Genomic DNA, 24,081 nt, shown 5'->3' on the forward strand with positions numbered 1-24,081 from the left:
AGTTCTGCTGAGGAGATCACGCGGATCAGGGTCTATACTGTTGACGGATCTCATCAGGCGTGGGCTCCCGATATCGGCATGTAGAACACCAGCGAAGCGGTAACTTACCGAATTCACCGGCGGGTACTTTGGGAGGTGTCTCACCCGCTGGATTGAATTGCGTGTTCTCAAGCTGTTCTAAGTGGGTACAGTCGATGTGAGTGTGCACAACAGGTGCGTTATCCAATCTTGGTGACCCTATGGGTGCGTGGACACCTGGTACAGAGGTCGGACCACGCTCTCGGTCGTGGTCGTCCTTCTCTTCGTTCCGGATGTTTTCGAGAAGACTGTTTGGCCAATAGTCAGCGACCTGTTCTCCATTATCGGCGTCTACGACCTCGACCCACAGATCGTTGGCTGGCCATATCCTGATTCGATAGGTCTTGTCCTTTGACCACTGGTCGTCCCGATAGTCTCGATCATCGGTCAACGTCGGGATCGTCTCCCCTGTCTCCACGAAGAGATCTGCCCCACGCCCGTGGAATGTCTTGACGCTCTCCTTGAGATTTACAATCCGATACTCCTCTTCATCAAAATGTTCTTCCAGAACTTCGAATACTGCATCCGAATCGATAGCCTCGAATTTTGTTTCGAGCAATTCACGGAACCGTTCCTCCCGTCCATACGTTCGGAGAAACGCCGCATCCCCCATCCCCGTTTTCGATGCCAAACTGAGTTGATACCCGTTCTTGCCCGGTCGAACCTGGATCAGGTACTCACCATCGTAGATATTCACTTTGAATCCAGAGTCGCTATCTTCTGAGACCTCGACTTCGGGAGTTCGTGGCTGTTCCGAGGGCATGAATGACCGCAAGTGGTTCGAGAAACAGCAAAACGGTTTGGCCTCGCGGTGGGGGTAGGTAGATGGCGAAATCAGGTAGATTTGAATAACTGGACTTGACGTTGTTCCCATATCCCGCATTTAGGTGAGAATGAGGTCACCATGGCCTATTTGACATCCCCACACCTCCGCAAATATATTATAATGGCGTCGGCTTTTGATGGGGGTTGGCTACAGAGTGTTCGAACTCTGTGTCACACCCTTCACATTGGGTAGTTACCTTTCGGCCCCATTCATTGATGATCTCGCCATTTTCTAGAGTTAATTGAAATTCGTTTATAACATCCTCTCCGCAACAGGCACACTCAAAGCGAGCATATGCGTTAATATCCACTTCCTCCTCTTCTCGGACCGAGTGGTCAGCATGAGTGTATAGATAGACGGAATAATTTTCTCGTGGCCCATCTCCAGGCCACCAAGGATCTGGGAGGCCCCCTGTTTCAATTCCTATTGATTCCTTGAGGGCAGTTCGGACCCTGTCATCACTATTCACCGTCTTCATCAGCGTCATACCTAGTCTGCTCAAGCGGAGTAGATCGGCATTTTTGTCGTCGTTATTGATTACGTCGGTTCTGCCACTGGCGTCCGTTACTGGCTTTCGACAAAGATTCTGGAATCCATCTTTGACAACGGAAATGCCTGGATCGTCTAAATCTTCTGACTTCGCATATGAACGCACGCTCCCCTTCTCACTGTGAAAGTTCGATGTTTTTCCAATCCCCACATCAGACTCTTCGGCTAGATATAGAATCCAGAGGGCCCCTCCATACCCCACTGTATCGGCAGCCTGTAGAACCGATTCCTCATCCCACGTCACACCTCAGTCGTATGGTTACTGCTTATTTAAAGCACGTGTTCCCATGTATTTGGAGTTCTGAGATGATGGACAAGATTTATGACCTGCGCTCCCCTCTCATTGTAATGAGAATGAGTCGGACAAACCCCTCCGAAGCACTAGAACGTCTGGCCTGGACATTGAATTACCCCCGGAGGGACCCCATCTCTATCAACGAGCTCGCGGAAAAAACCGACCTTTCGTGGGCCACTACCCAGAAATACGTCCAATTGCTGGAAACCCTCGGGCGGATTGGTCCCAAAATCACAATTGACGAGGACGGGGTAGTCCCACAGCAGCTAGGGGAAAACTTGCATGACATCCGTGACCAGAAAGACATGCAACTCATCATCTACCTCTATACCCATGCAAATATCCAGGGGAGCCCCACAGAACCCTTGGACGTAGAGAAGCATTCAGAGGTCCTCGAACACTACGATGAGGTCATCGACGAATTGGCGGAGTTTGGATGGATCGAGCTCACCGAGGAGACGATCCAGTTAACGCCAGAGGGCGTGTCGATTGCGGCCCCCGCCCAATCACGAATACGAGACAATGACTTAGATGTCACATCCTCCAAAGGGACGACACAGGCAACCCCAGCATCTGGTGCAGCCAGCAAAGCCGACATCCTCGTCGCAGATGCCTGGGTAGATGTCAGTAGCTCTGGCTCGTTCGAGAGTGAACAATCGGAGGACAGCTGGGACAAAGACAACGACTGGAATCGACAAGACACGACGAGTCTGGCCTACTAAGTGACTATGTCAGAAGAGAACCATAGCGGAACGGACATTCACGTTGCGGATGAGGATTCACCAGTTCTAACATCCTATGAGCCAAATTTCCAACGTGTATTTGCACGTGGGACGCTCCTTCGAATGGACGATGATGATCAAAACATCGTTCAGATGGCTTTTTGGAGTTCAAAAGATACTGACATCGAGATAGAAGACGAGGGAATGGCAAACGCTGTTGGCTATCGGTTGGAGTCGGAGATCATGATGGATTGGGAGAGCATTGTGAACCTGCGGAATTTACTCGATAATTATATCGAGGATCATGCTCCCGAAGAACACGTCGCCAATATAGAGTAAAATAGGTCAGCATCACTATCAAGGTGTGACTTGTACCTAGAATACCGTGGATTCCACTATGCCAAGAACTAGTGTATTTTCACCCATGTCCGTTCTATCGTAGAGACTGTGTTCCGCGTTAAACGGTTACGGCATATCGTATACCAGGAAATAGGAGTGATTCTTCCGAGCGTGGACTTGCTTGTTCATCCCAACGACAGTTGGTTTCTCTTTCCGAATCTGAACGAATAGGTCACGAGTGTAGAAATCCAATTCTCTTTCGTAGTAGTTTGTTACTTGAATGTGCGCAAGTTCCTGCTTATTCGACGAGACCTCGTCCATTATTTTGATAATCAGCGTTCCATCCGGTTTCAGCACCCGCTTTGCTTCATGCCCCCCCTCAAAGTAGGTTTGAAGAACTGCTTGGTGGTATTTCCCACTGCCGTCATACGCTCGACCTCCCGAATATGTGTCGCGGAACGACTTGTGAGACCCATTCCCAGCCATGTGTTCCCGGTTCCTTCGATAGTACCCTTCAGCGTATGGTGGGTCAAGGATCATACAATCGAGACTATTGTCTTGAATGGGGAGTGCGCAGCAATCGCCAATCATGGAAAGGTCGTCCGTCTTCGGTGTGATATCGGACGTGACCAGCTCCATACCACGGCTTTCGAGGTCAATGTCTTGCCAGAAGACACCTGTGCCGTGTGTAACATCCGCGATGCGCGCGCCGTCCTCAATATGTAGATCGAGAATACGGGGGAAGAGTTCGCTACTATCGGCTCTGTAAGCAGAGAGGATTAGATCATCGTTCTCTTCGCTATCCGTCATCTGTTGCTAAATTAGCTACCGTGTATATATTTAAACTTGCGTCACTTGACCGCTCAGGCACTTCGCCAATCATCTCGCTTACCGTCCCTGACCACGGTTCTTTGTTCGCTTCCTCAGTGATGATTTCGTACATCCGCTTCCACTTCCGCGCGCTCTTGTACTGTTCTTTATCTGAGGGAATGACATTAATCAGACTACGAGGGACAACCAGTACGAGCTTCTTTTTCATCCGACTCATCGCCACATTCAGGCGTTCAGGACTCAAAATGAACTCTGCTTCACGCCTGATATAGTCCGGATCAGAAACGGTTGCTGACACGATGATGAGATCACGCTCCCCACCTTGGAACCGCTCCACCGTGTCTACCGAGTCATCATCGACACGCCCTCGGAGTTTGGTTCGGAGACGGCCGCGCTGTGCATTGTGAGGCGTCACGACACCTTTCGATTCTTTGTCTGCAGCGGCGTCCACGAGTTTGCTAATGATACCCGCCTCGAATGGGTTTGACTGTTGGCTCTCCTGCTCGTCATGGACGATTAACACCAGGGGATAACGTGGGTGCATTGCACGGCGAACTCCCGGCCGGTGCGACCCTTTGACATCTAGCTGATGATTGAGCCCAGAGCGGTACCGGATGCCATCGTCGCTGTAGATGAGTCGGCGGAGGAACTCGGCGACAACAGTATGACACCGGTACGTAATTTCGAGACGGTCAATAGGGACGAATTGTCCAGTTGGGACATCCACGAGTTCCAGATTCTCACCACCGCTGAAGTTGTCATCTTCGCTGAAGAGCCGGAAAAAGTCCATCGTGGACAGGAACGGCGCGATCTCCTCAACAATCCGCCTGTCCTCCCGGTCCCAGTCGTGCTGTTGAACCGGGGGCATCTGCCGGTGATCGCCCGATATCAGGATCTGTGCACCCTTTGTTGTTGAGGCCCCCGGGACTAACAGATCTGGGACCGGCATCATCGACGCTTCGTCAGCAGCTAATAGTTCGAAGTGGGGTTCAGTCCCGTCGTCATAGATCTTCTCAACAAGCTTGTAACCTCCCGAAGGAGTTGAGCACACCAGAATCCCTGAGTTCGTACTTCCACCAGCACCGAACGCATCGAGACTGCTCTGCCCACTCGTCAGGTCCCGCTTGATTTCCGAAATTGCTTCCTCGTCCGTATGGTAGTTGACGAACCGGGATTCGTCGTAGCGGTCTTCACGGACATCAACGTCGCGGCTAACTGCCCGGACGAGTTGTAGATCATCTAGAGGGTCGTCGTCCGTCCGTGGGCCACTCGCCCTCCATTGCTGGAGTAACGCGTCCGTTTTCTCTAAGAGGGCGTTCGTTGCGCGATTGGAGGGGGCAACGACGAGTCCGCGGAAGTCTTCATTGTCGTCGAGCCTAGCGAAGGCGCGAGCTAGCAGACCATAGGAGAGGGTGACCGTCTTCCCAGTACCCGGTGGGCCTTGAAGTACTGCAAATCGCTCTGCGTACCGCTGAATGAACTGACGTTGTTTCTCGTTCGGTGAATCTAATTGGGTCTCCTCGTCAATCCACGAGAGGAATTCGTTCGCTTTCCTTCGGTTGAATAATTCAATCTCAGCGGGGCTACTCATAACTACCCTCCATCAACTGCTCCATCGACTCGTAGATCGGCACTTCCTTCTCTTCGATGCTGTTGTACACTGTTTGACCGCTTTCAGCAGTCCATTCGTCGGTCTGCGGATCGAGAATTATTACGTCATCGGGCGCGAAGTGGACGAGATAGGGCCTTTCGCCGGCTTTGTGTTTGTCTTCGTGCCACGCTCGGTGTTCTCGGACGTAGTCGTAATCCGTATACTGGTTACTGCCGGGATGGAACCCGTGCGCAAATTCGCTCAAGTGGATCTGTATTTCTCGATCCGGAATATCGATATCCACAACCTCGACAGGGACACCCTGTTCGATAGTCTGCGGCGTCTTATTGTCCTCGTGCATATACTTTTCACCATTCCATTCAACATGGTTCGCTATCAGACGGCTGCCCGATGTCGTCCCTTCCGAGCCCTTGAGACGGCACGAATTCGCAATCTCACTTGGATTAGCGAACTCTCGCCTGTCGTAAACCAACTCCCCATACAGCATCTGTTCCTTCTCTCCCACCTGCTCAGTCCGTTTCACACGGACTATTGCGGTTCGGCCCGTCCGGACTCTTTCTCTCGGTGACTTTGCGTAGTGTCTGAGCTCTTCTTGGCGCTGTGAGAAGTGTTCTAGGTCGATGTAGTCTTGCGATGCCTGTCGCAGGTCGCTCTCACCTAGGGTGAACGACGGCAACTCGGGTAGCGGAATAGGCTTTTTACCGAGATACGCGTTGTGGTACTGTTCATTGTTGTAACCGAGCGCGCGCTCAACGTGCTCTATCGCCCGACACAGTTCTTCTCCCAGTAGTTCAACGTCGTCCGGGGTAATACGTCGATCTTGCTTGTCTGCGTCGTGCCAGCGATACTGCTGGATCTCGTTGATTTGCTTATCACCGCCAGCCCAGTCGAGGTCGAGTTTCCCCTGCGCAGCCCAGATATACTCCAAGGGGAATTGAGAGTCGAATCGAGCGCGGACTGGATACCAGCCATCTTCATCCTGCACCGATTGGAACGTGAACCCCTCGTCAGTTTCCTTAAATGGCAGGCGGAAATTGAAGAAGTTCGGTTTGAACGTATTGTATAGGTCGATATCGGGCTTATCTTCGCGCTCAATCTTCCATTCCCATCTGGTGAATCCACCGTCACATCCACACGTGCAGTTGTGGAAGTACGCTCCCTCAAGAACTGGTAGCAGCCCTGTGGACGTGAATTTTAACTCGTATCGCTCTCGCAGTTCGTCCTGTAGGATGCCGACCATAGGCTGGTCTATGGCTTGCCTGAGGCCGAGGAGATCACGAACCGCGCCGAGACTTTCTGAATCCCACCGCTGCATATGCCGTTTAATCCCCTCCACAAGCCAGTCACGCTCACTTCGCGTGTAGAAATAGAGGTGAATCGGGACTTCGTCTCGCCCATCGGCAACCGTTTGAATTGCCTTGAACAACTTGCGGAACGAGGTTTTCAGTAACTTACGCTCTACACGAAGTTTCTCCTCATCATCATCCGGAAGTGACTCTGACAGTTCGGAGAAGGTCTCAGGGTCGCCGTCGTAGTTCGTCCGCGTGACACGGCCCGCTACAAGTCCAACCGCATCACGCATGTAGTCCTGCCTAACATACAGGTAGACCCGAACCATCTCCCCCGGCTCGTACTCGATATCCCCCTTATCGTACTGGCTCTGAGTCGGTTGGTCCTTCGGTAGCGTACCATCTCCTGCTCCTTGCAGCGTCCGAAGATAGGATTTCGACTCGGTAAGTGGGTGGTCCTCGTAGAGTTCCCCAAGTACGCCCTGGGCGTTTTGAACCATATCGTCAAGTCCATCACCGATAATCGGCTCATTCATCAGATCCTGCACTTTTGCCTCACGAAGTGAGTCCAACTCTCGGTACTCCCATGGTTTCGGGTTTTGAGGTGCGCGTTTCAACGACGCGAGTTCGTCAACGGTTTCAATGCTATGCTCTTCGAGGACTCGCTGTTCGCCCTCTGTAAGGCCTAACAAGGCGAGATCAAGGTCTCCAACCGCTTGCTTGAAACAATCCTCGTTATACAGGCAATAGTTACATTTGCCCGATAATCGATAGCGGACATCGTCAGCGTCAGCTAATTCATCCATTCGCCCACCCTCCCTCAACAGGCGATTGACGTCACCCTCAACTACCCCCAGATCGTTGATGCTAGGGAATGTGCTTGGATTAGTTGCGTCGAGGGCATCCGAATCGCGGTGAACGATCCCGGCTTCGACGTTCGCATCGAAGCCACTAATAGAGAGATAGTCACGCAGCATCAACGAGTAGACTGCGGCCTGAACCTCGTGGTGTGGCTGGGTGTCTTTCGAACTCTTAATCTCCACTACATGGGCGTGTAGCCCGTCGCCTTCGGGCCAGAAGGCAATGAGATCGGAGTTCCCTGTAACGGGCCAAGCACCGATACGGCGGCGGAGTGGTGCTTGGTATACGAGAACCATCCCGTCTTCTTCAAGTGCAGTCGTGGCAGCCTGATCGATCTTCTCACGGATTGTATTCAAGGAATCAGAGAAGTCATCGGGGAGATCCCATTCGCCCTTCTTTTCGGCGTCGATGAATGCGACAGCATTCGACTTGAGTTGTGAGAGGATTTCCTGTTCGAACCGCTCGCCGTGTTCCGATAGGAGGACGCTCAATTCCTCCTCCTTCCCCTCGACTGGCCCCATACTCTTTACAAGATAATTAGCGCACTCCTCGAAACCGATATAGAGACTAATGCTTGACGCGGTTATCGGATTCCGGGAACGATCAATCACGGATTTCGTTTCAAATGATTACGACTTAAACCCTCGCTGTAACCTGAACGTGGTCCGTAACTACACTCTCCTAAATGACTGCTATCATTTCCTTGATTCTCACCTTTCGGATATCGCTTGAAAAGACGCAGATACGGACTAATTAGCTGATGCAGAACGATCATCGGGGTCAGGTCACTGGAGGAGATCTGAACCTTCGTAGATCAAGGGGCGGCTATCCAATAGTGAGTTCTTTTAGAATGCAGTTGATCTAGCCTATACAAATGAGAAAATTCGTCCACTATTCTACTGTGTTTACCAGGAAGCCTGTCTAGAGATCATCCAGATATTCCCTTCGTTGCTCCATCTTTTCACGTTCAGTACGTCGGTCGTAGTGCTGCTCGATCACGCGTTGACTTACATTTGCACGGTCGCTGACGACCTTGTCCGGCATATCGCTGTTCAGGCTGTGGGTTATGCTTCCTCGACGAATGGCGTGGGGGCTCACGCTCGACGGGCAACGGTAGGCAGTATCCCGCTCTACTGCCGAACACTCACCGAGGCCGCGGTCGTGCGGACACTCGGTGCTATAGACACATGGACGTGTCCAGCGGTACACGTAGGCGCGCAACGTTGTCTTGTTCGTCCGTCCTTCCCGCGAGGCCAGCAATGGCTCTCGACCGTACTCGTCAGTTACCGACGGTCGTTTGGCGTCTAACCAGTCATCGAGGAGGTCACAGACTTGGTCTGAGAGTGCGACCATCCGTTCACCTTCTCCCTGGTTTTTGATCGGGGTGCCTGTATCTGGTCGATGACGGACCTTGATGCACTGCTCGTCTGAGTCATAGTCGTCAACGTCTAGTGCGTGAACACCACCGACGCGCATCATCGTGTGCCACATCAGGGCAATCGAGACGTGCTGGATGCTCGCGTATTCGTACTTCTCCAGATGCGCGAGCACCTTCGAAGCACTGTCACTGTCCAACATTACGTCCCGAGAGTTCTCATCAGGAGTGATCGCTGGAGACAGCACCTTCTGACTCAGGTCCTGTTCTACGCCGTCGATAGACTCTAGCCACCGGATGAACACGCGAAGGGTATCCATCTGGGTCTTCTCACTGACTTTGTTCAGGTCGCCATCCTCGCGCCGCCAGAGCCGGTACTTGTGCAGCTGGCGGCCGCTAAGGGTGTTGAGGTTCTGTATCTCTTCTACCTCGTCACACCAGCGGACGAAGTGACCGAGTCGGTACTTGTGGCCCTTCAGCGAGGCCTCCGATAATTCGTTTCCTCTGTCAGCAAGGTACAGTTCGAGCGCGGTTTCTGCGTCGATTGGTTCGAGACTCATGGTTGGTCTTCTCCGGTCAAGCGAACCCCATGAGTCCCGGCTACTGCACGTTCCGAACCAACGGCTACAACGCTCGAAATAGCCAAAAGGAAGGGTTGTCACGCCGCGTGACCAAGGCCTGCAGCGCCCATAGATTTGAGCGGCGATAATCGCCCGACAGCGCGGCGATTATCGGTCGAGTGGGTACATTTTTGCTTTCGTTCGATCATCGATTGAGTGGTGCTCTCCACGGGAGTTCGCGTACAACCAAACTGGTCGGGAGGGAGAAAATCAATCGCTGATTGACGGGATCCCTCTTTCCGAGTAGTGGCGTTTCTGGCTCTGTTGAAACCTCGGCTACAGGCCCGGTGTGCCTCGGTAAGTCCAGAGCGTGAACTACACGAGTGAGAAATCCGATAACCATTAGGGTACGATGTAGCGACCGCTACATTGACTTGCTCGGGCCGATCTCCTCACGTACAACGTAGTAGAGAATCCAAACGACGGGGCCACCGAAAAATGCGGCAAGGCCCCATGCGAGTTCGTGGGAACTTCCACGACTGTCGGCGTCTCGGTGGATGTAGAACGTTATGAGAAGAGCAAGAGCGACTGCGACAAGAGTTATCAATACTTCGGTGGTGCCAACAGTGCCGGTGTCTACGAGCGTCATGACGAGATATTCATAATAAAATGAGATAGAGATTGTGATGACCGAGCAACTCTACTGTGCACCCGAATACACTACAGATGGTGTCGAACTAATACGGTCCCCGAGCCGAATCTCTCTATATATCTCGCCGCTGGAACAGTACTTGGCTCACGATGAGCAGTCCCAAAAATCCAGCAAGGAGAACTCCAGAGTCCATTACCTCGTACGTACCATCAATGAGAACCGGTGTTGGGGAGTAGTAATGGGTTGGGCTAATGTATTGAATCCACGAGAACTCCTCCGCCGCGCCAACTGCGGATTCAACCAGCCAGAGAACGAACATCAGCCCGATGGCAGCTCGCTCTGCAACCGCCGCCCGATTCACGAGTACCGAGAGAACTGTTCCAATCGCAGCGCAGACAAGGAGATACGGAATCGAGAGGAGATGCGCCAACACGAGATGCATCGGATCAATCGTTTCGCCAATCGCCAGTACGAGACCGTACGTGACTCCGCCCACAACTACGTTCAGCAGGACAAGTGGAAGCACCATCGATGCGAATTTTTCGAGAAGTAACTGGCTCCGAGAAACCGGAAATGAGAGCAACAGATCCATTCGGTCATTCTCGATATCGCTTGCAATCTTCCCCGCTGCTGAGTATGCAAAGTAGATCCCGAGCCCCACCAACCAGACGAACGTGTAAATCTGTCCCCCGAGCCACCCTTCGATCGTTCCAATCGTTTGAATGCCGAACGCTTCCCTCATCGCAGGCGGCACTGACTCTGCGATTTGCGCGTAGGCGGATGCATCAACGAGGGAAAAATACCAGACGATAAAGGCCACGTAGAGGCTCACCCCGATCGTCAGAATCACAGTTCCTCGAAGACGGCGGCTCGCCTCATATCGCGTGGTTTCAAGCATCCGATTGTACCTCCTGGTTGGATTCTCCTGCTCCGTCTGCCCCGTAGTAGTGCATGAAGACGTCTTCGAGCGGTGGTTCACTGATGTCGATTTCACGCACGTCATGTGTCGCAAGTTTGCGGAGGAGCGTGTTGTACTCGCCAGTGTAAATGAATTGGATTCCGTCAGCGAACGTCTGTACATCACTGACCCCATCGAGTGCTGTGAGTGCAGTTCTGGCCTTGTCAGTCGTTCGAAGCCGGACACGCTTCCCACCTTGTTCCATCAACGTCTCGACATCCTCTAATCCGACGAGTTTCCCGTCGCGGAGTATCCCGACCCGATCACAGATGCGGCGGACCTCGCTCAGCACGTGAGACGAGAAGAAGAGCGTCTTTCCTCGCTTGCATTCGTTCCTGGCGAACTCGTTGAACTCCTCTTGCTTAAGCGGGTCGAGACCGGATGTCGGTTCGTCCATTATTACGAGTTCAGGGTCGTGCATGAAGGCCTGGATGATGCCGAGCATGCGTTTATTCCCGGACGAATATTCGCGGATGGGACGTTCCACCGGGGGTGTGAATATTTCGAGGAGTTCGTCTCGCCGGTCACCACCCTTGACGGACGCGTGATAGTCCAAGACGTCTGCGCCCGTCACTTCCTCGTTGAATCCGAGATGCGCCGGCAAATACCCGATTCGCTGCTTGGCGTCAATAAGTGCGTCCTCATCGTGAACATCTGCACCGAGAACAGTTGCTGTACCAGATGTCGGTTCGAGTAATCCCAGTAATGTTCGAATCGTCGTCGTCTTCCCTGCACCGTTCGGGCCAAGATATCCGAAGATCTCGCCAGTTTCGACGGAAAACGAGACATCGTCGTTAGCGAGAACGTCTCCATAATCCTTGGTTAGCCCGTCAAGTTCGATTGCTCCCATAATCCCATCCTTTGTATCCACTCCATTTTGTTGTACCGGAGGTTACATTCGACGTACATAGAAGGAACCGTAACGAGACGGGTGAGATCTGACTACTGGGCTGGGACTACGGCCAATCACGGGACGAAGAACGTGGACTCAACGGGGACATACCGTTATTGTCTCGCCCGACGTACTGTTAGTTATGGCCAGATTTGGGTTCGTCATAGTGGGACTCGTTATGGCCTTAGTTCCATCACGAGTCCGGGAAGCCTTCGAGGAACTCGCCCTCAAAACGTCTGATGAAGTAAGCCCCCGTCCCTCCTTTACGCCAGCCATTAGAGCGGAAGGCGTGATGTTCGTGGTCGTGAGTGTACTGGGAGGATCGGTGTATCGTGTGTCGATGTACGTTCTTGGACTGGCCGGTGCTATTGCACTCTTCGTTCCGAAGCAGGCACTCCGGTTTAGTATGAACATCGCGTACGAAAACCCAGAGACAGTCGAATGGAAGGACCGGCTCGTTCCAGTAATCCGCGGGTTCGGCGTGCTGTATCTGCTCATCGCGTTGAACGAGGTCAAAAACCGCAGTCGGGAGACGTAACCGGAATTCCGGGCCAGTGACTTACAGATTCGACCCCGAGGCCGAATCCGATTCCCGTTCGATTTGCTCGTACAAGTAGTACGAGTACACGGCAGTAACTCCGGCCGTCAGGAGCAGCGGGACGAGAAGGAAATAAATCGCTAGGTCGCCGAAGAAGAGCCCGACCAGTGTGAAGACGGCGGTGAGTTTGAACAGCCAACTACCGAGGGCATGGGTCCGATCCCAGACCTCGTCGCTGCTGAGCGTCCACGGTGTCCGGATACCGGCGAACCAGTTCGGCTCGGCGTGTGGGAGGAAGATGCCGACGTAGTAGAACAGACCAGCCGCGCCGACCAAGATGAGGGCCGTGAAGTCGAACTCGTAGCCGAGGTTGAATGCGACGATCCCGGTGTGGATGAGGACCAGATATCCAGTGAAGATGACGACGAACCAGTCGTAGTAGGCCCGGAACTCCGCGATGTTCTCACGGAGTGGACCGATCCGAGGAATCACGGCGAACACAGCGAACAGCCCTGCGGTCATCGCGGGAAACAGCCAGAGTGCGAATTGCTTCGACATGGTGCCATCCGGTTCTCCGGCGGCGTTCCAGTGCGTGACAAGGTCGGCGGGGAGCGACGGAGCTGCGAACAGGCTCACGATACCCGAGAGTACCACGAGTCCAACCGCCACCCCGAACCGGTGAATTGTCTTCATACCCGACGATACGGTCTGTTCCCTGATGAATCAGTAGGAAAGCGCCGGTAAGCTGGATAGAATTCTGTGGAAATTGGTGTACTGTATCTCGCCTAGAACGTACAGGTAACTCGGTCAGATGTCAAAACGGCGATTTTGAAACGGTCGGATTCGACGCCCTCACGCCTCAAAGGACGATTCGTTCGACAGTCGAACCGGAGCCTGCAGCGCCCATTCGAAAGTAACCCGTTCTGCCGCAAATCACAAAACCCCGGTAGCGGCCTCCTCACGTCGAAATACTGGAAAATCCGCGTTTTCGGAACACCCCCTCAAATCGGAGCCCAGTCGGTTACCTGACGCCCCCCTTCGCCGTCCATCGATTCGCTGCGCAAACCCGGGGTGCCCTGCGCGAACACCGACCACCTCGGTCTCACCACCGACGAACCGCACGGGGTGTTCCGAGGGGCACGCGACAGTAGGCACCGACCCCGGGCCGGAACCAATTAGAATAATAACAACCACCCTGATTTGGGCTACTACATGGCGTTCACCCGGCGGAAGTTCCTGCAATCGACAGCACTCTCCTCCATCGGTCTGACTGCTGGCTGTTCCGCACTCGATGGGTCGGGCGGGAGCCCGGAGTTCGAACTGGTCGAAACCCTCCAGACCGACGCTCGTGCGATCTCTCTCGCTAATCCGAGTCGGGGGCGGTTCACGTTCACCGTCCAGAATGCGGGGACCGATGGAGACATCACGGTGGCGCTCTTCTGGCAGCTGAGTGAGGGTGCGACCGAACCGGAGACCGTCGATCACGTCTCGCTCACCGGTTCCGGATTCACGAGGGAGAGAGAACGACAGCTCTTCTTCGAGGCCGGGGAGCGGCGGACCATCGAGATGAACGCGTCTCTCCCGGAGGATGCCGTCGGCTACTACTTTATCGCCCAGGCCTCCACCTATGGAGCGAACGTCAGAAACGATGGAAGTGGCGGTCAGGCCGAGTTGAGGATGGATTACACCGCCAATCAGGGGATCGGAGCCTCTGAAACAGTAACTGCGTATATCGGGGCGGACTCGACGGAGAGGGTACTGTTCGATGTCATGGCGAGACCGGGGACGAACTGGGAGATAGAGGTGGTGTAAGCCGTGACCGTGAGTCTGGTCGGTACGGTAGCTCACTGAATCGCTCGCGACGTTCCTGTCTCGCTTCTCGCCTGTGACAGCGTCGTCACTCGCTGGTGCCGGAAGACGGTCAGAAATCGCTACGTCGGACTGCGGCGGGGTCTACTGGATGTGCCCTTCGCGGCGGAGCTGGTCTGCGTCCTGGCTGGTGTAGCGCCACTCGATGTTGGCCTTCTCGTCCTGCCAGGACCACGGCTCGACGAGGACGACGTCGTCCACTTCGATCCAGTTCCGGTACTTCATTCGGCCGGGAATGCGGCCGAGTCGTGTCTCGCCGTCCTGGCAGTGGACGCGCACGTGGTTGCCACCGAGGTGCTCGGTCACTGTCGCGAACAGCTCGTCGTCGTTGGGCATCCGCAGGTTTCGCCGCTCTTCGTGTTCACTCACATCTCCACTACGTCGGACCGACGGTTAAATCCTCCGAGAGACGGAGGCGCATCCGTGGCGAACGTCGCGACGGTCTCGCCGACCCCGAGCTGGTGCCCGCGACGACGACTCCCTTCACGGCGATGGCTCCACGGCGGCTCGGGCCGCGAGCAGTTCGTCGACGAGTCCGGTCACGGTCTCCCGGACCGTCGCCATCGACACACCCTCGCGGGCTGCTATCGCGAGTGCGCCGCCCATCCCGACGCCCTCCTTCGCCTCGCCCGCGACGTAGGCGTTCGTCGCGGGGTGGTCCCGTTCGTCGAACTCGGGGTCGGTCGCACGCAGCGTCAGGTCGAGGTCGTCGGCGAGGTCGGAGAGGGCCGCGCTGTCGTCGTCGGCGACGAACGACGTGGTCTCGAGCGACAGCGGCGCATCGACGCCGGCGTGCCGGGCGAGCGCCGCCGCGGCGGCGAGCTGGGTCCCGCCGGCGAGTCTGACCGTGGTTCCGGTCTCTGTCGCCCCCGTGACGAGGCCGGCGACGACCGCGAGGACCGGGTCGCCGACGTGTCGCACCGCCCGGACGGGTTCACCGGCGGCGTCGCCGGCCTGGAGGTCGCTCGCCGAGAGCGCCTCCTCGACGACGCGGCGCTTGCGGGCCATCGGGTTCTCCGGAAGCGAGGAGGAGACGGCCGGTCGCTCGCCCAGCGCGGTCAGCACGCCCAGTGCGGTCGTCGTCCCGCCGGGGATGGTCTCCGCGATGGCGAGTTCGTCGTCGTGCAGTCCCGCGGCGAAGGCACGAGCCCGGTCGAACAGCGCATCGGCGTCCGGGACGGGCTCGGCGGTCCGGATGTCGTCGCCGGGCTCGCTCCCGAGGGGGACGGTCGGTGCGCCCGTCGGCCGTGCCAGCCCGGCGTCCACGGCGGTCACGTCGAAGCCGACGTGCTCGCGGACGGCACGGGTGACGACCGCGGGCGTCGGACAGCCCGTCGGGCTGACGGGGACGACCGGCGACCGGGTCGGCTCGCCGTAGTGCAGGATCTCCAGGTCGGCGCTCGGTGTGTGACGGAGGGCGTCCGCGTCGGCCCCGGCGGCGCTGATACCGTCGATGGCCGCCGTCCGCGTCGAGCCTGCGACGACGACGAGCCTCACGCACCGATCACCCGCCGTGTCGGGTCGTCGCCTCCGCAGATCAGCGCCCGTGTTGCTCGAAACATAACGACGTCGTATCTAGCACAACTGCACTTTAATGAGTCGGTCGCGGGCACGGGCCGGGACGTACGCACAGTCCGTGCCTCAGTCGTCGCCCGGGTCGATGCCGAGCTCCTGGTTCACGAGGTCGACGGCGTTCCGGACCGCACCGACCGAGGAGAGGTAGCCGCCGCCGACGGTCGCCTTCAGCGCCAGGGCGGCCTTGCCGTCGAACACGGTCGGTCCGACCTGCGCGACCGCGCCGTCGCCGACCGAGACGAGCCAGCCCGGCGACTCGAAGTCGAACCGGTCGAGCCGGGGGTCGAAGTCGCCGGGCTCGCCGTCGCGCAGGTGCTCGACGAGCCGGTCGACGTTCGTCGCGGCGACGCGGGCGGCACGGATCGCCGACTGGGAACTCGCGGGCACCGCCTCGCCGTCGTCGTCGACCATACGGGCGGCGTCACCGACGGCGAACGTCGTCCGGTCGAGCGAGAGCGTGCTCCGGACGACGGGGCGCTCGCCGTCCATCGCGTCCGGCCCCCGGATGCCGCCGGTCCAGATGAACTGGTCGTACTCGATGGTCGTGCCGTCCGCGAGGTGGACCGCGTCCGCGGTCGCGCGCTCGACGGTCGCGCCGGTCCGCACGTCGACGCCGCGCTCGACCAGCTGGTCGTGGACCGCACGCTGGAACCGCTCGGGGAAGTTCGGCGCGACGCTGTCGAACTGTTCGAGCAGCGTCACGGTCACGCCCCCCTCGGGGAGCGTATCGAACTCGCCGAAGTCGTCGAACTCTCCGAAGTCGTCGAACGCCGAATCGAACTCGTCGTCGCCCGGCTCCGTCGTCGGCTCGGCGGCCTCGTCGGTCGGTGGCTCGGCGTCGGCCTCGTCGAGCGAGATGCGGACCTCCTCCTGTTCGGCGGCCTCTGCCTCGGCGTTCGCCTCGCGGTCGTCCGCGGCGACCTGGGCGAGCTCCCCGGCGACCTGCACGCCGGAGAGGCCCGCGCCGCCGACGACGACGTGGCCCTCGGTCTCGCGCACGGCGTCGAACTCCTCGCGGATGCGGTGGGCGTGCTCGAGCCGTTTCAGTGGCGTCGCGTGCTCCTCGACGCCCGGCAGGTCGTAGAACGCGGTCTCCGCGCCGAGACAGACCGCGGCCACGTCGTAGTGCATCGTCGTGCCGTCGGCGAAGCTGACGACGCGGTCCTCTCGGTCGACACCGGTCACGCGACGCTCGCGCACCTCGGCACGGTCCACGAGGTCGGTCAGCGGGATGGTGATGACGTCGGCGAGGGAGGGCTGGCGGACGACCCGGTGGAGCTCGTGCTGGACGAGGTGGACGCCCGTGTCGTCGACGAGGACGAGTTCCACGTCCTCCGGGAGCCGCTTCTCGAGTTTCTTGGTGAGTGTGACTCCGGCGTATCCGGCACCGAGTACGGCGACTCGCATGGGTCCCACTTGGGTCCGGGGCTCCTTAGCCGGCCGGGTCGGTGAACCGGCCACCATCGGCGGCCCGCCGAGACCGAAAGAGCGTAAAACGGGGACGGCGAACCGGTGGGTATGCTCCCCCGGTTCGTCGGCCGGCTCGGCCCCGCCGACGCGGTGACCACGGCCAACGCCGCACTCGGGTTCGTCGCCGTCGTCGTCGCCTTCAGCGACGTCGAGCTCGCCGCACGGCTCGTGCTGCTCGGGGCCATCGCCGACGGTCTGGACGGCGTCGTCGCGCGCTACGCCGGCGGCTCGCAGGTCGGCCCGTACCTCGACTCTCTGGCCGACGTGGCGACGTTCTGCGTCGCCCCCGCCGTGCTCGTCTACGCGACTGTCGACGCCGCGTGGCCCGTCTCCTTCGACCCGCTCACCGCGAAGACCGTCGCGACGGCGGTCCTCCCGGCGCTGTTCGTCGCGATGGGTGTCGTCAGGCTCGGGATGTACACCGCCTACGACGCGGGCGACGAGTACACCGAGGGCGTGCCGACGACACTCGCCGCGACCATCATCGGGTCGACGGTGCTCTGTGGCGTCCACGACCCGACGGTACTGCTCGTCGGCACCGCCGCGTTCGTCTACCTGATGGTCTCGACCATCCGCTATCCCGACCTGCTCGCCCGCGACGCGCTGCTGATGGGCGTCGTCCACGCGCTCGCCGTGCTCATCCCGTACCAGTTCGGGCGTACGTTCCCGTGGGCGCTGCTCACGCTCGGGCTCGCCTATCTGGTGGCCGGTCCCCTGTTCTACTGGCGCGGCGGGTGGGTCACGACGAAATTGTATGGAAACGCTTAGGGAGACGCTGGCCCGACAGTCGCGCATGAACGTGACGGTAACGGGTGGTACCCTATGAGCGAGGACGAGGGCGACGCCGGCGACGAGAGCACCGAGGAGGTCGCTGTCGCGGACGTCGAGTCCCTGCGCGAGCGCCTCGACGCCATCAGCGAGGCCCTGGACGCCGCCGAGACGGAGGCCGACCTCGACGAGGTCGAGGCAGACATCGAGGCGCTCGAGGGCGACCTCGAGGCCGCCGAACTCCCCGAGCCGGAGGGCGAGGACGAGGAGCCGCCGGCCGAGGCGCTCGAGAGCGACCTCACCGACGCGCGAGACGACCTCGAGGAGCAGCGCGGCCCCTACGGCGAGGACGTCGTCGCGAACGTCGAGGAGGCGCAGTCCACGGTCGCCGACACCCGCTGGACCGAGGACGGCGAACCGGACGTCATCGACGCCGTGAACGATTTCCTCGGGACCGACCTGCTCGACGTCAGCGCGAGCGCCGACAGCGTCGAGGACGCCGAGACACTGCTCGAGGATGCCGCCGCGACCGTCGAGGCGATGGAACTCGATGCCGACGACGACGCCGACGACATCGCGAGCCTGCTCGAAGCCAGCGAGGAGCTGCTCGCCGGCCTCGAGGACGCCGAGGAGTGGGACGACCTCTCCCAGCGGGAGATGCTCGACTACCACGGCTTCTACGACGTCCTCGACCACCGCAAGGACTACCCGCCGGAGTGGAACGCCATCAAGATCTTCGAGCGCGAGATGGACGCCGAGCGGATACTCGTCGGCCTCGAACTGTTCGAGTCCGACTTCATGGAGCGCCACTGCCTCGAGGCGCTCGAGAACTTCGGCCCCGAGGAGGCGCTCGACCCGATGCTGCAGCGCGCCCAGCGCCGCGACAAGAAGGCCATCAGCATCTTGGGCAAGATCGGCAGCGACGAGCCGGTCGAGACCCTCGTCGAGTACGTCGACGCAGACTCCGACAAGGAGCTCCAGAAGGCGACCTTCCGCGCGCTCGGCGAGATCGGCAGCGAGGAGGCGACCCAGCCCATCGCGAACAAGCTAGTCGCCGAGGACGCGATGACCCGTTCCCGGGCCGCCCGCGCGCTCGGCCTCATCGGCGACACCCGCGCCGTCGAGCCGCTCGCGGACGTCCTCGAGAACGACGCGGACGACACCGTCCGCTCCAGTGCCGCGTGGGCACTGAACCGCATCGGCACCGAGGCCGCCCTCGACGCCGTCGCCGAGTACACCGACGACCACTCCTTCCTCGTGCAGGAAGAGGCGAAGAAGGCGGTCTGAACTCGGACTTTTTGTAGGAAGGCGGGGCCAGACCCCGCGTGTCCGTCGTCCCTGCCGATGCCCTCGTCGCGATCGTCCTCCTGAGCCTGGCAGCGATGGCTGGCGTGGTCGTCGCCGATGCCGACGCGCCCACGGCCGGCGACCGGGATGCACTCTCCCCGCCCAACGAGACCACCGATGGGCCAGCGCTGGTCGCGGTGCTCCCGAACCCCGTCGCCGAGGGCGACGCCGGCGAGTACGTCGTCGCGTCGTTCCCCGACCCCACCGCTATCGGGAACTGGACGCTCGGCGACGACGACGGCACCGCGGCACTCCCGAACGTCACCGTCTCGGGTCGCGTCGCGTTCACCGCCACACCGGCCGCGCTCCCGCCCGACGCGAACGAGTCGGTCGACCGGGTCGTCCCGGTCGACGGCCTCCCGCGGCTCGCCAACGGCGGCGAGCGGGTCGTCCTCGCCCGGAACGGCTCGCGGGTCGCCGTGCTCGCCTACGCCGACGCACCGGAGGCGGAACGCTGGACCGGCGACGCGTGGGTCCCACGGGGTGCGACCGACTTCGAACCCGGCCAGGGTGGCCCCGGCGAAGTTCGCGCCTTCGTCACGCCCGACACCGCGGTCCCGCTCGACGCCATCGCCGCCGCCGACGACCGCGTCCTGCTCGCGGGCTACACGTACACCTCGGACCGGGTGACCGACGCGCTCGTCGCAGCGGCCGACCGCGGCGTGACGGTCCGTGTGCTCGTCGACGACGCGCCCGTCGGTGGCCTCTCCGCCCGGGAGGTCGCCGCACTCGACCGCCTGCAGGAGGGCGGCGTCTCGGTCCGGGTGCTCGGTGGTGAGGCCGCCCGCTACGACTACCACCACGCGAAGTACCTCGTCGCCGACGACCGGGCGCTCGTGCTCACCGAGAACTGGAAGCCCTCCGGCACCGGCGGCCACGCGAACCGGGGCTGGGGCGTCGTGCTGAACGGCACCGAGCCGGTCGGTGCGCTGAACCGGACGTTCAACGCGGACTGGACGGCACACGACGCCGAACCCTGGCTCGACAATCGGGAGTCGGTCGACCCGGTGCTCCGCGAGCCGGCTGGTGGGTCGTACCCGACGCGCTTCGAGCCCGCGACGGTGCCGGTCGAGTCGACGACCGTCCTCGTCGCGCCGGACAACGCCGAGGAGTCACTGGTCTCGCTGGTCGCCGGCGCGGAGTCGTCGGTCCGCGTCGAGCAGATGAGCGTCGGCGGGGTCGACACGCCGCTCGTGCAGGCGGCCATCGCGGCCGCGCGGAACGGCACACGGGTCAGGATCCTCCTGAGCAGCGCGTGGTACGCCGAGGACGAGAACGGCCGCGTCGTGGAGCGACTGAACGCCATCGCCGAGCGGGAGGGACTCGAGATGGAGGCCCGACTCGTCGACCCCGCCGGTCGGTTCGGGAAGCTGCACGCGAAGGGCGTCGTCGTCGACGAGCGCCACGTCGTCGTCGGCAGCGTGAACTGGAACCGGAACTCGTTGCGGGACAACCGCGAGGTCGCGGTCGTGCTGACGGGCGACGGGGCCGGGCGGTACTACGCCGATGCCTTCGACGCGGACTGGCGCGGCGGCGCTGGTGGTGGGGAGAACGTGGAACCGCGGCTGCTCTGGGTCGCCGCGATCGCGGCCGCCGCGCTCGCGGTGCTGGTCTGTTGGCGACGGGTCCAGTTCGAGTACGAGGGCGAGCTACAGGGGTGAGGCCTGCAAAAAGACCGCGAGAAGTGGGCGTTACTCGGTGAGCGGCGAGGCGCTGCTGAGGTCCTCGTCGAGGTCGGCCTCGGCCATCTTCTCGACGAGCGCGTCGATGACCTCCTCCCGCCGGCCCTTCACGAACTTGATGGAGCCGACGACGAGGTGGCCGCCGCCGGAGACGCCGCCGCCGACGATCTCCTCGTCGAGCTCGGTGACCATCTGCGGGATGTCGAGGCGGACGCCGTCCGAGCGGAGGACGGCGAAGTCCGGGCCGTACCCGATGGTGATGACGGGGTCGCCCGTCTCCTCGACCTTCCGGTCGTGGATCTCGCCGGTGGTCTTGCCGGGCGCGGGGTAGGTGAACCGGTGGGCGTGGTTCTCCACGTCGATGGTGTAGAGGTGCGCGTCGTTGTCGAGGGACTCGTGCTCGACGTGGGACAGCGCGGCGTCGAGCTGGTCGTCGACGGCCTCCTCGGCGCGGGTGGAGAGCACGTCGACGAGCCGGCGGTGCCGGTCCTCGTCGTCGACGCCGATGTTGAGCACGTCGTCGATGAGGTGGCGGCCGGAGTCGTAGCGGAGCCAGTGCGCGCCGTAGTCCAGCGCCTCGCTGATGGCCTGCAGGTCGTCCTCGTCGTAGCCCTCGTCGGCGGCGAGTGCGAGGTAGTCGCTCATGGCCTCGGCCTTCGAGCGGTCCGAGAGGCCGGCGACGGCGGGCACGTGGCGCAGGTCGTCGGTGAGGTCCGGGTAGATCATCCGGGCCAGCTCGACGCACATCATGCCCGTCGTGATGCGGTAGTCCTCGTCGTACAGGTAGGGGTTGACGTGGGCGTCGAGCAGCGGGTCGACCGCCTCCGGGTCGGGGTGGTGGTGGTCGAGCGCGACGATGGGGATGTCGTAGTGGGCCAGCGTCTCGTAGGCGGGCACGTCCTCCTCGGTCGAGCCGTTGTCGAGCATGAGGACGAGCGGGAGCTTCTGGCCGTGCTTGGCGCGGTCCTCCAGCGCGAAGTTGAGGTCGCGGGTGGCGTCCTCCATCTCGTAGAAGGGGGCCTTGCTCGGGAGGCGCTTGAACAGGTGTCGCGGTGCGCTCGGGTCCTGATGGACCTCGGCGATGAAGCCCTCGATCGCGCGCTGGACCGGAACCGAGGCGCACATCCCGTCGCCGTCGGCGTGGTGTCGGACGCGGATGGGCCGTCCCTCGATGACCGTCTCGCGGAGCAGTCGGGCGACCTCGCGGATGTCGTCGCGGAGCTTCTCGAACGCCTCCCACTCGACGAGGGGCTCGACGTCGTGGGGTTCGGCCCACTCGGCGGTCGCGGCGTCGATGCGCTCGCGCACGTCGGTCGCCTCGTCGTCCTCGATGGCGGTGAGCGACCCCACCTCGAGCTGGACCGACTCCTCACGGGTCTCGACGACGCCGGTCACGCGCACCACGTCGTCGACGGCGACCTCGGGATAGGCGCGGACGCCTGCGGCCTCGAACGCGGCCGCCGGGACGACGCCGTGTTCGTCTCGGACCTGGAAGATGGTCGGGCCGCCGGTCTGCTTGATCTGTGTGACGATGCCCTCGACGTGGACCTGCTCGCCGAGGTTGGTGTCGAGCGCGGTCGTCGCGGTCGGACGGTAGTCGTGGTCGACGGCCTCGACGCGGTAGTCCGCGAGATCGACGGGCGCGAAGGAGATGTCGCCGTCGTCGCGGACGTTGTCGACCTCGACGACCAGTTCGTCGTCGACGGCGAACGTGCCGTCGAGGGTCGATTCGTGGACGAGACCCGAGACAGCGTCGGAGAGGTCGACGAAGATACCGTACTCGACGATGCCGTTGACGGTGGCGAGGTAGGGCGTGTCGGACTCGATGTCTTCGACCGTGCAGTCGGGTGCGAGGTCGTAGACGACCGGCACGTCCCCGTCGCCAGCGTCGTCGCCGACGGAGTCGGTTGTCATGTTGGGCAAGAGTTCGAAACGACCGCGTATAACCCTTGTCAAGACGAACGCACGCGCCGACCAGTGAACGTTGCTTTCGGAACGTTTAGCACCGGCGAGGCGTGAGGGGAGGACATGGGACTGTTCGACCGGTTCTTCCAGCGCCAGGGTGTCCTCGGCATCGCCCGGGACACCATCGAGTTCGCGCTGGAGTCGGCCGAGGACACCCACCCCAACGAGTACATGGGGATGCTCCGCGGCACGCCCGCGAAGCACCTCGGACTGGATCAGGGGGGCTACGTCATCACGGACATCCTCGTCATCCCCGGCACCCGGTCGAACCCGGTGAGCGCGACGGTCGACTCGAACATGATCCCGAACGACATGCGCTCGCTCGGGAGCATCCACTCGCACCCGAACGGGGTCCTCCGACCGAGCGACGAGGACCTCGGGACGTTCACCTCCGGCACCGTCCACATCATCATGGGCGCGCCGTACGGCCGCAACGACTGGCGGGCGTTCGACCAGCACGGCGAGTACCGCGACCTCCCGGTGCTCGACGTCGACCTGGAGGACCACGAGGAGTTCTTCGACTTCACACAGGCAGACATCGACGCGGAACTGCGACGAGACAAATGACTGACACTTCGACGACCGTCATCGCACAGGGAACGTTCGACATCCTCCACCCGGGGCACCTCCACTACTTCTCGGAGGCCGCGTCGCTGGGCGACGAGCTCCACGTCATCATCGCGCGACGGGAGAACGTCACGCACAAGCAGAAACCGATCCTCCCGGACCGCCAGCGACGCGACATGGTCGCCGCGCTGGAGATGGTCGACGAGGCACACCTCGGCCACACCGAGGACATCTTCGTCCCCATCGAGCGCATCGACCCGGACTGCATCGTCCTCGGCCACGACCAGCACCACGACGAGGCCGCCATCGCCGACGCCCTCGCCTCGCGGGGCATCGACTGCGAGGTGCGCCGGGCGAGCGCCCGCGAGCCGAAGTACGACGGCGAGCTCCTCTCGACGGGCCGTATCGTCGACCGGATCCTCGAACTGCGCGGCTGACACCGGCCGTCGTCCGGAGAACCG

The 24,081-nt window shown here is 60.4% G+C and carries 23 protein-coding genes; 9 read left to right on the forward strand and 14 right to left on the reverse strand.

Going from position 1 to position 24,081, the window contains the following annotated elements:
- Nucleotides 1–25 precede the first annotated feature (25 nt).
- Nucleotides 26–841, reverse strand: coding sequence for a Rossmann-fold NAD(P)-binding domain-containing protein (locus NO345_RS11695; protein ID WP_248897103.1), 816 nt, complete (start codon nucleotides 839–841; stop codon nucleotides 26–28).
- A 178-nt stretch (nucleotides 842–1,019) separates the two neighbouring features.
- The gene (locus NO345_RS11700; RefSeq protein WP_256288280.1) at nucleotides 1,020–1,697 is read right to left on the reverse strand and encodes a hypothetical protein; all 678 of its coding nucleotides are present in this window, start codon (nucleotides 1,695–1,697) and stop codon (nucleotides 1,020–1,022) included.
- Between the two features lie 62 nt (nucleotides 1,698–1,759).
- Here NO345_RS11700 and NO345_RS11705 point away from each other — a divergent pair, with 62 nt between their 5' ends.
- Nucleotides 1,760–2,470 (forward strand): winged helix-turn-helix domain-containing protein, encoded by a 711-nt coding sequence (locus NO345_RS11705; RefSeq protein WP_256288279.1) that lies wholly within the window; start codon nucleotides 1,760–1,762, stop codon nucleotides 2,468–2,470.
- Between the two features lie 6 nt (nucleotides 2,471–2,476).
- Nucleotides 2,477–2,809 carry a hypothetical protein gene (locus NO345_RS11710; protein WP_256299365.1) on the forward strand — a complete coding sequence of 111 codons (333 nt, stop codon included), beginning with the start codon at nucleotides 2,477–2,479 and terminating at the stop codon, nucleotides 2,807–2,809.
- A 126-nt stretch (nucleotides 2,810–2,935) separates the two neighbouring features.
- Here the strand turns inward: NO345_RS11710 and NO345_RS11715 are convergent, their stop codons facing one another.
- From NO345_RS11715 to NO345_RS11745, 7 genes are all read right to left on the reverse strand, one after another.
- Nucleotides 2,936–3,619, reverse strand: a complete 684-nt coding sequence (locus NO345_RS11715) for a DNA methyltransferase (RefSeq protein WP_256288277.1) — start codon at nucleotides 3,617–3,619, stop codon at nucleotides 2,936–2,938.
- Entirely contained in the window at nucleotides 3,609–5,231 is a 1,623-nt protein-coding gene (locus NO345_RS11720; RefSeq protein ID WP_256288276.1) for a DEAD/DEAH box helicase, read from the reverse strand. Before NO345_RS11720 ends, NO345_RS11715 begins: the two co-directional genes overlap by 11 nt.
- Complete coding sequence (locus NO345_RS11725) at nucleotides 5,224–8,013, reverse strand: hypothetical protein (protein WP_256299366.1); 2,790 nt, start codon at nucleotides 8,011–8,013, stop codon at nucleotides 5,224–5,226. The genes NO345_RS11720 and NO345_RS11725 overlap by 8 nt, the downstream gene beginning before the upstream one ends.
- 310 nt (nucleotides 8,014–8,323) lie before the next feature.
- Nucleotides 8,324–9,337, reverse strand: a complete 1,014-nt coding sequence (locus tag NO345_RS11730; RefSeq protein WP_256299367.1) for a tyrosine-type recombinase/integrase — start codon at nucleotides 9,335–9,337, stop codon at nucleotides 8,324–8,326.
- 424 nt (nucleotides 9,338–9,761) lie between these two features.
- Nucleotides 9,762–9,986 (reverse strand): hypothetical protein, encoded by a 225-nt coding sequence (locus tag NO345_RS11735; protein ID WP_256299369.1) that lies wholly within the window; start codon nucleotides 9,984–9,986, stop codon nucleotides 9,762–9,764.
- Nucleotides 9,987–10,101: 115 nt separating this feature from the next.
- Entirely contained in the window at nucleotides 10,102–10,887 is a 786-nt protein-coding gene (locus NO345_RS11740) for a DUF2705 family protein (RefSeq protein ID WP_256299371.1), read from the reverse strand.
- Nucleotides 10,880–11,797, reverse strand: coding sequence for an ABC transporter ATP-binding protein (locus NO345_RS11745; RefSeq protein ID WP_256299373.1), 918 nt, complete (start codon nucleotides 11,795–11,797; stop codon nucleotides 10,880–10,882). Before NO345_RS11745 ends, NO345_RS11740 begins: the two co-directional genes overlap by 8 nt.
- A gap of 184 nt (nucleotides 11,798–11,981) precedes the next feature.
- Between NO345_RS11745 and NO345_RS11750 the strand changes: the two genes are divergently transcribed.
- Nucleotides 11,982–12,377, forward strand: a complete 396-nt coding sequence (locus NO345_RS11750; RefSeq protein WP_256299375.1) for a hypothetical protein — start codon at nucleotides 11,982–11,984, stop codon at nucleotides 12,375–12,377.
- Between the two features lie 21 nt (nucleotides 12,378–12,398).
- Here the strand turns inward: NO345_RS11750 and NO345_RS11755 are convergent, their stop codons facing one another.
- Nucleotides 12,399–13,070, reverse strand: a complete 672-nt coding sequence (locus NO345_RS11755; protein ID WP_256299377.1) for an SdpI family protein — start codon at nucleotides 13,068–13,070, stop codon at nucleotides 12,399–12,401.
- Nucleotides 13,071–13,589: 519 nt separating this feature from the next.
- On the opposite strand from NO345_RS11755, the gene NO345_RS11760 reads away from it, so the two are divergent.
- Complete coding sequence (locus tag NO345_RS11760) at nucleotides 13,590–14,189, forward strand: hypothetical protein (protein WP_256299379.1); 600 nt, start codon at nucleotides 13,590–13,592, stop codon at nucleotides 14,187–14,189.
- Nucleotides 14,190–14,330: 141 nt separating this feature from the next.
- Here NO345_RS11760 and NO345_RS11765 read toward each other — a convergent pair whose 3' ends face one another.
- From NO345_RS11765 to NO345_RS11775, 3 genes are all read right to left on the reverse strand, one after another.
- Nucleotides 14,331–14,615, reverse strand: a complete 285-nt coding sequence (locus NO345_RS11765; protein ID WP_256299381.1) for a translation initiation factor eIF-1A — start codon at nucleotides 14,613–14,615, stop codon at nucleotides 14,331–14,333.
- 114 nt (nucleotides 14,616–14,729) lie between these two features.
- Nucleotides 14,730–15,743, reverse strand: coding sequence for a nicotinate-nucleotide--dimethylbenzimidazole phosphoribosyltransferase (locus tag NO345_RS11770; protein WP_368407869.1), 1,014 nt, complete (start codon nucleotides 15,741–15,743; stop codon nucleotides 14,730–14,732).
- A gap of 144 nt (nucleotides 15,744–15,887) precedes the next feature.
- On the reverse strand, nucleotides 15,888–17,228 hold the full coding sequence (locus tag NO345_RS11775) for an NAD(P)/FAD-dependent oxidoreductase (protein WP_256299383.1): 1,341 nt from the start codon (nucleotides 17,226–17,228) through the stop codon (nucleotides 15,888–15,890).
- Between the two features lie 111 nt (nucleotides 17,229–17,339).
- On the opposite strand from NO345_RS11775, the gene NO345_RS11780 reads away from it, so the two are divergent.
- Genes NO345_RS11780 through NO345_RS11790 form a run of 3 tightly spaced genes read left to right on the forward strand, consistent with a single transcriptional unit; the run spans nucleotide 17,340 to nucleotide 21,067 of the window.
- The gene (locus NO345_RS11780) at nucleotides 17,340–18,059 is read left to right on the forward strand and encodes a protein sorting system archaetidylserine synthase (protein WP_256299385.1); all 720 of its coding nucleotides are present in this window, start codon (nucleotides 17,340–17,342) and stop codon (nucleotides 18,057–18,059) included.
- A gap of 54 nt (nucleotides 18,060–18,113) precedes the next feature.
- Nucleotides 18,114–19,346 carry a HEAT repeat domain-containing protein gene (locus tag NO345_RS11785; protein ID WP_256299387.1) on the forward strand — a complete coding sequence of 411 codons (1,233 nt, stop codon included), beginning with the start codon at nucleotides 18,114–18,116 and terminating at the stop codon, nucleotides 19,344–19,346.
- 38 nt (nucleotides 19,347–19,384) lie between these two features.
- The gene (locus NO345_RS11790) at nucleotides 19,385–21,067 is read left to right on the forward strand and encodes a phospholipase D-like domain-containing protein (RefSeq protein ID WP_256299389.1); all 1,683 of its coding nucleotides are present in this window, start codon (nucleotides 19,385–19,387) and stop codon (nucleotides 21,065–21,067) included.
- Between the two features lie 30 nt (nucleotides 21,068–21,097).
- Here NO345_RS11790 and han read toward each other — a convergent pair whose 3' ends face one another.
- Nucleotides 21,098–23,002, reverse strand: a complete 1,905-nt coding sequence (gene han, locus NO345_RS11795) for a Hef-associated nuclease (protein WP_256299391.1) — start codon at nucleotides 23,000–23,002, stop codon at nucleotides 21,098–21,100.
- A gap of 114 nt (nucleotides 23,003–23,116) precedes the next feature.
- Between han and NO345_RS11800 the strand changes: the two genes are divergently transcribed.
- Both NO345_RS11800 and NO345_RS11805 read left to right on the forward strand, forming a co-directional pair.
- Nucleotides 23,117–23,620, forward strand: coding sequence for a Mov34/MPN/PAD-1 family protein (locus NO345_RS11800; protein ID WP_256299393.1), 504 nt, complete (start codon nucleotides 23,117–23,119; stop codon nucleotides 23,618–23,620).
- A complete protein-coding gene (locus NO345_RS11805; RefSeq protein WP_256299395.1) occupies nucleotides 23,617–24,057 on the forward strand; it encodes an FAD synthase family protein in 441 nt (146 codons plus the stop codon). The genes NO345_RS11800 and NO345_RS11805 overlap by 4 nt, the downstream gene beginning before the upstream one ends.
- The last annotated feature ends 24 nt before the right edge of the window (nucleotides 24,058–24,081 follow it).

The organism is Haloarchaeobius salinus (assembly GCF_024464185.1).
GTDB lineage: Archaea > Halobacteriota > Halobacteria > Halobacteriales > Natrialbaceae > Haloarchaeobius > Haloarchaeobius salinus.

Excerpts from the sequence above, each read along its gene's own strand:
- NO345_RS11695 (WP_248897103.1), bottom strand. The coding sequence starts at position 841 with ATGCCCTCGGAACAGCCACGAACTCCCGAAGTCGAGGTCTCAGAAGAT.
- NO345_RS11705 (WP_256288279.1), top strand. The coding sequence starts at position 1,760 with ATGATGGACAAGATTTATGACCTGCGCTCCCCTCTCATTGTAATGAGA.
- NO345_RS11710 (WP_256299365.1), top strand. The coding sequence starts at position 2,477 with ATGTCAGAAGAGAACCATAGCGGAACGGACATTCACGTTGCGGATGAG.
- NO345_RS11715 (WP_256288277.1), bottom strand. The coding sequence starts at position 3,619 with ATGACGGATAGCGAAGAGAACGATGATCTAATCCTCTCTGCTTACAGA.
- NO345_RS11720 (WP_256288276.1), bottom strand. The coding sequence starts at position 5,231 with ATGAGTAGCCCCGCTGAGATTGAATTATTCAACCGAAGGAAAGCGAAC.
- NO345_RS11730 (WP_256299367.1), bottom strand. The coding sequence starts at position 9,337 with ATGAGTCTCGAACCAATCGACGCAGAAACCGCGCTCGAACTGTACCTT.
- NO345_RS11735 (WP_256299369.1), bottom strand. The coding sequence starts at position 9,986 with ATGACGCTCGTAGACACCGGCACTGTTGGCACCACCGAAGTATTGATA.
- NO345_RS11740 (WP_256299371.1), bottom strand. The coding sequence starts at position 10,887 with ATGCTTGAAACCACGCGATATGAGGCGAGCCGCCGTCTTCGAGGAACT.
- NO345_RS11745 (WP_256299373.1), bottom strand. The coding sequence starts at position 11,797 with ATGGGAGCAATCGAACTTGACGGGCTAACCAAGGATTATGGAGACGTT.
- NO345_RS11750 (WP_256299375.1), top strand. The coding sequence starts at position 11,982 with ATGGCCAGATTTGGGTTCGTCATAGTGGGACTCGTTATGGCCTTAGTT.
- NO345_RS11755 (WP_256299377.1), bottom strand. The coding sequence starts at position 13,070 with ATGAAGACAATTCACCGGTTCGGGGTGGCGGTTGGACTCGTGGTACTC.
- NO345_RS11760 (WP_256299379.1), top strand. The coding sequence starts at position 13,590 with ATGGCGTTCACCCGGCGGAAGTTCCTGCAATCGACAGCACTCTCCTCC.
- NO345_RS11775 (WP_256299383.1), bottom strand. The coding sequence starts at position 17,228 with ATGCGAGTCGCCGTACTCGGTGCCGGATACGCCGGAGTCACACTCACC.
- NO345_RS11780 (WP_256299385.1), top strand. The coding sequence starts at position 17,340 with ATGCTCCCCCGGTTCGTCGGCCGGCTCGGCCCCGCCGACGCGGTGACC.
- NO345_RS11785 (WP_256299387.1), top strand. The coding sequence starts at position 18,114 with ATGAGCGAGGACGAGGGCGACGCCGGCGACGAGAGCACCGAGGAGGTC.
- han (WP_256299391.1), bottom strand. The coding sequence starts at position 23,002 with ATGACAACCGACTCCGTCGGCGACGACGCTGGCGACGGGGACGTGCCG.
- NO345_RS11800 (WP_256299393.1), top strand. The coding sequence starts at position 23,117 with ATGGGACTGTTCGACCGGTTCTTCCAGCGCCAGGGTGTCCTCGGCATC.
- NO345_RS11805 (WP_256299395.1), top strand. The coding sequence starts at position 23,617 with ATGACTGACACTTCGACGACCGTCATCGCACAGGGAACGTTCGACATC.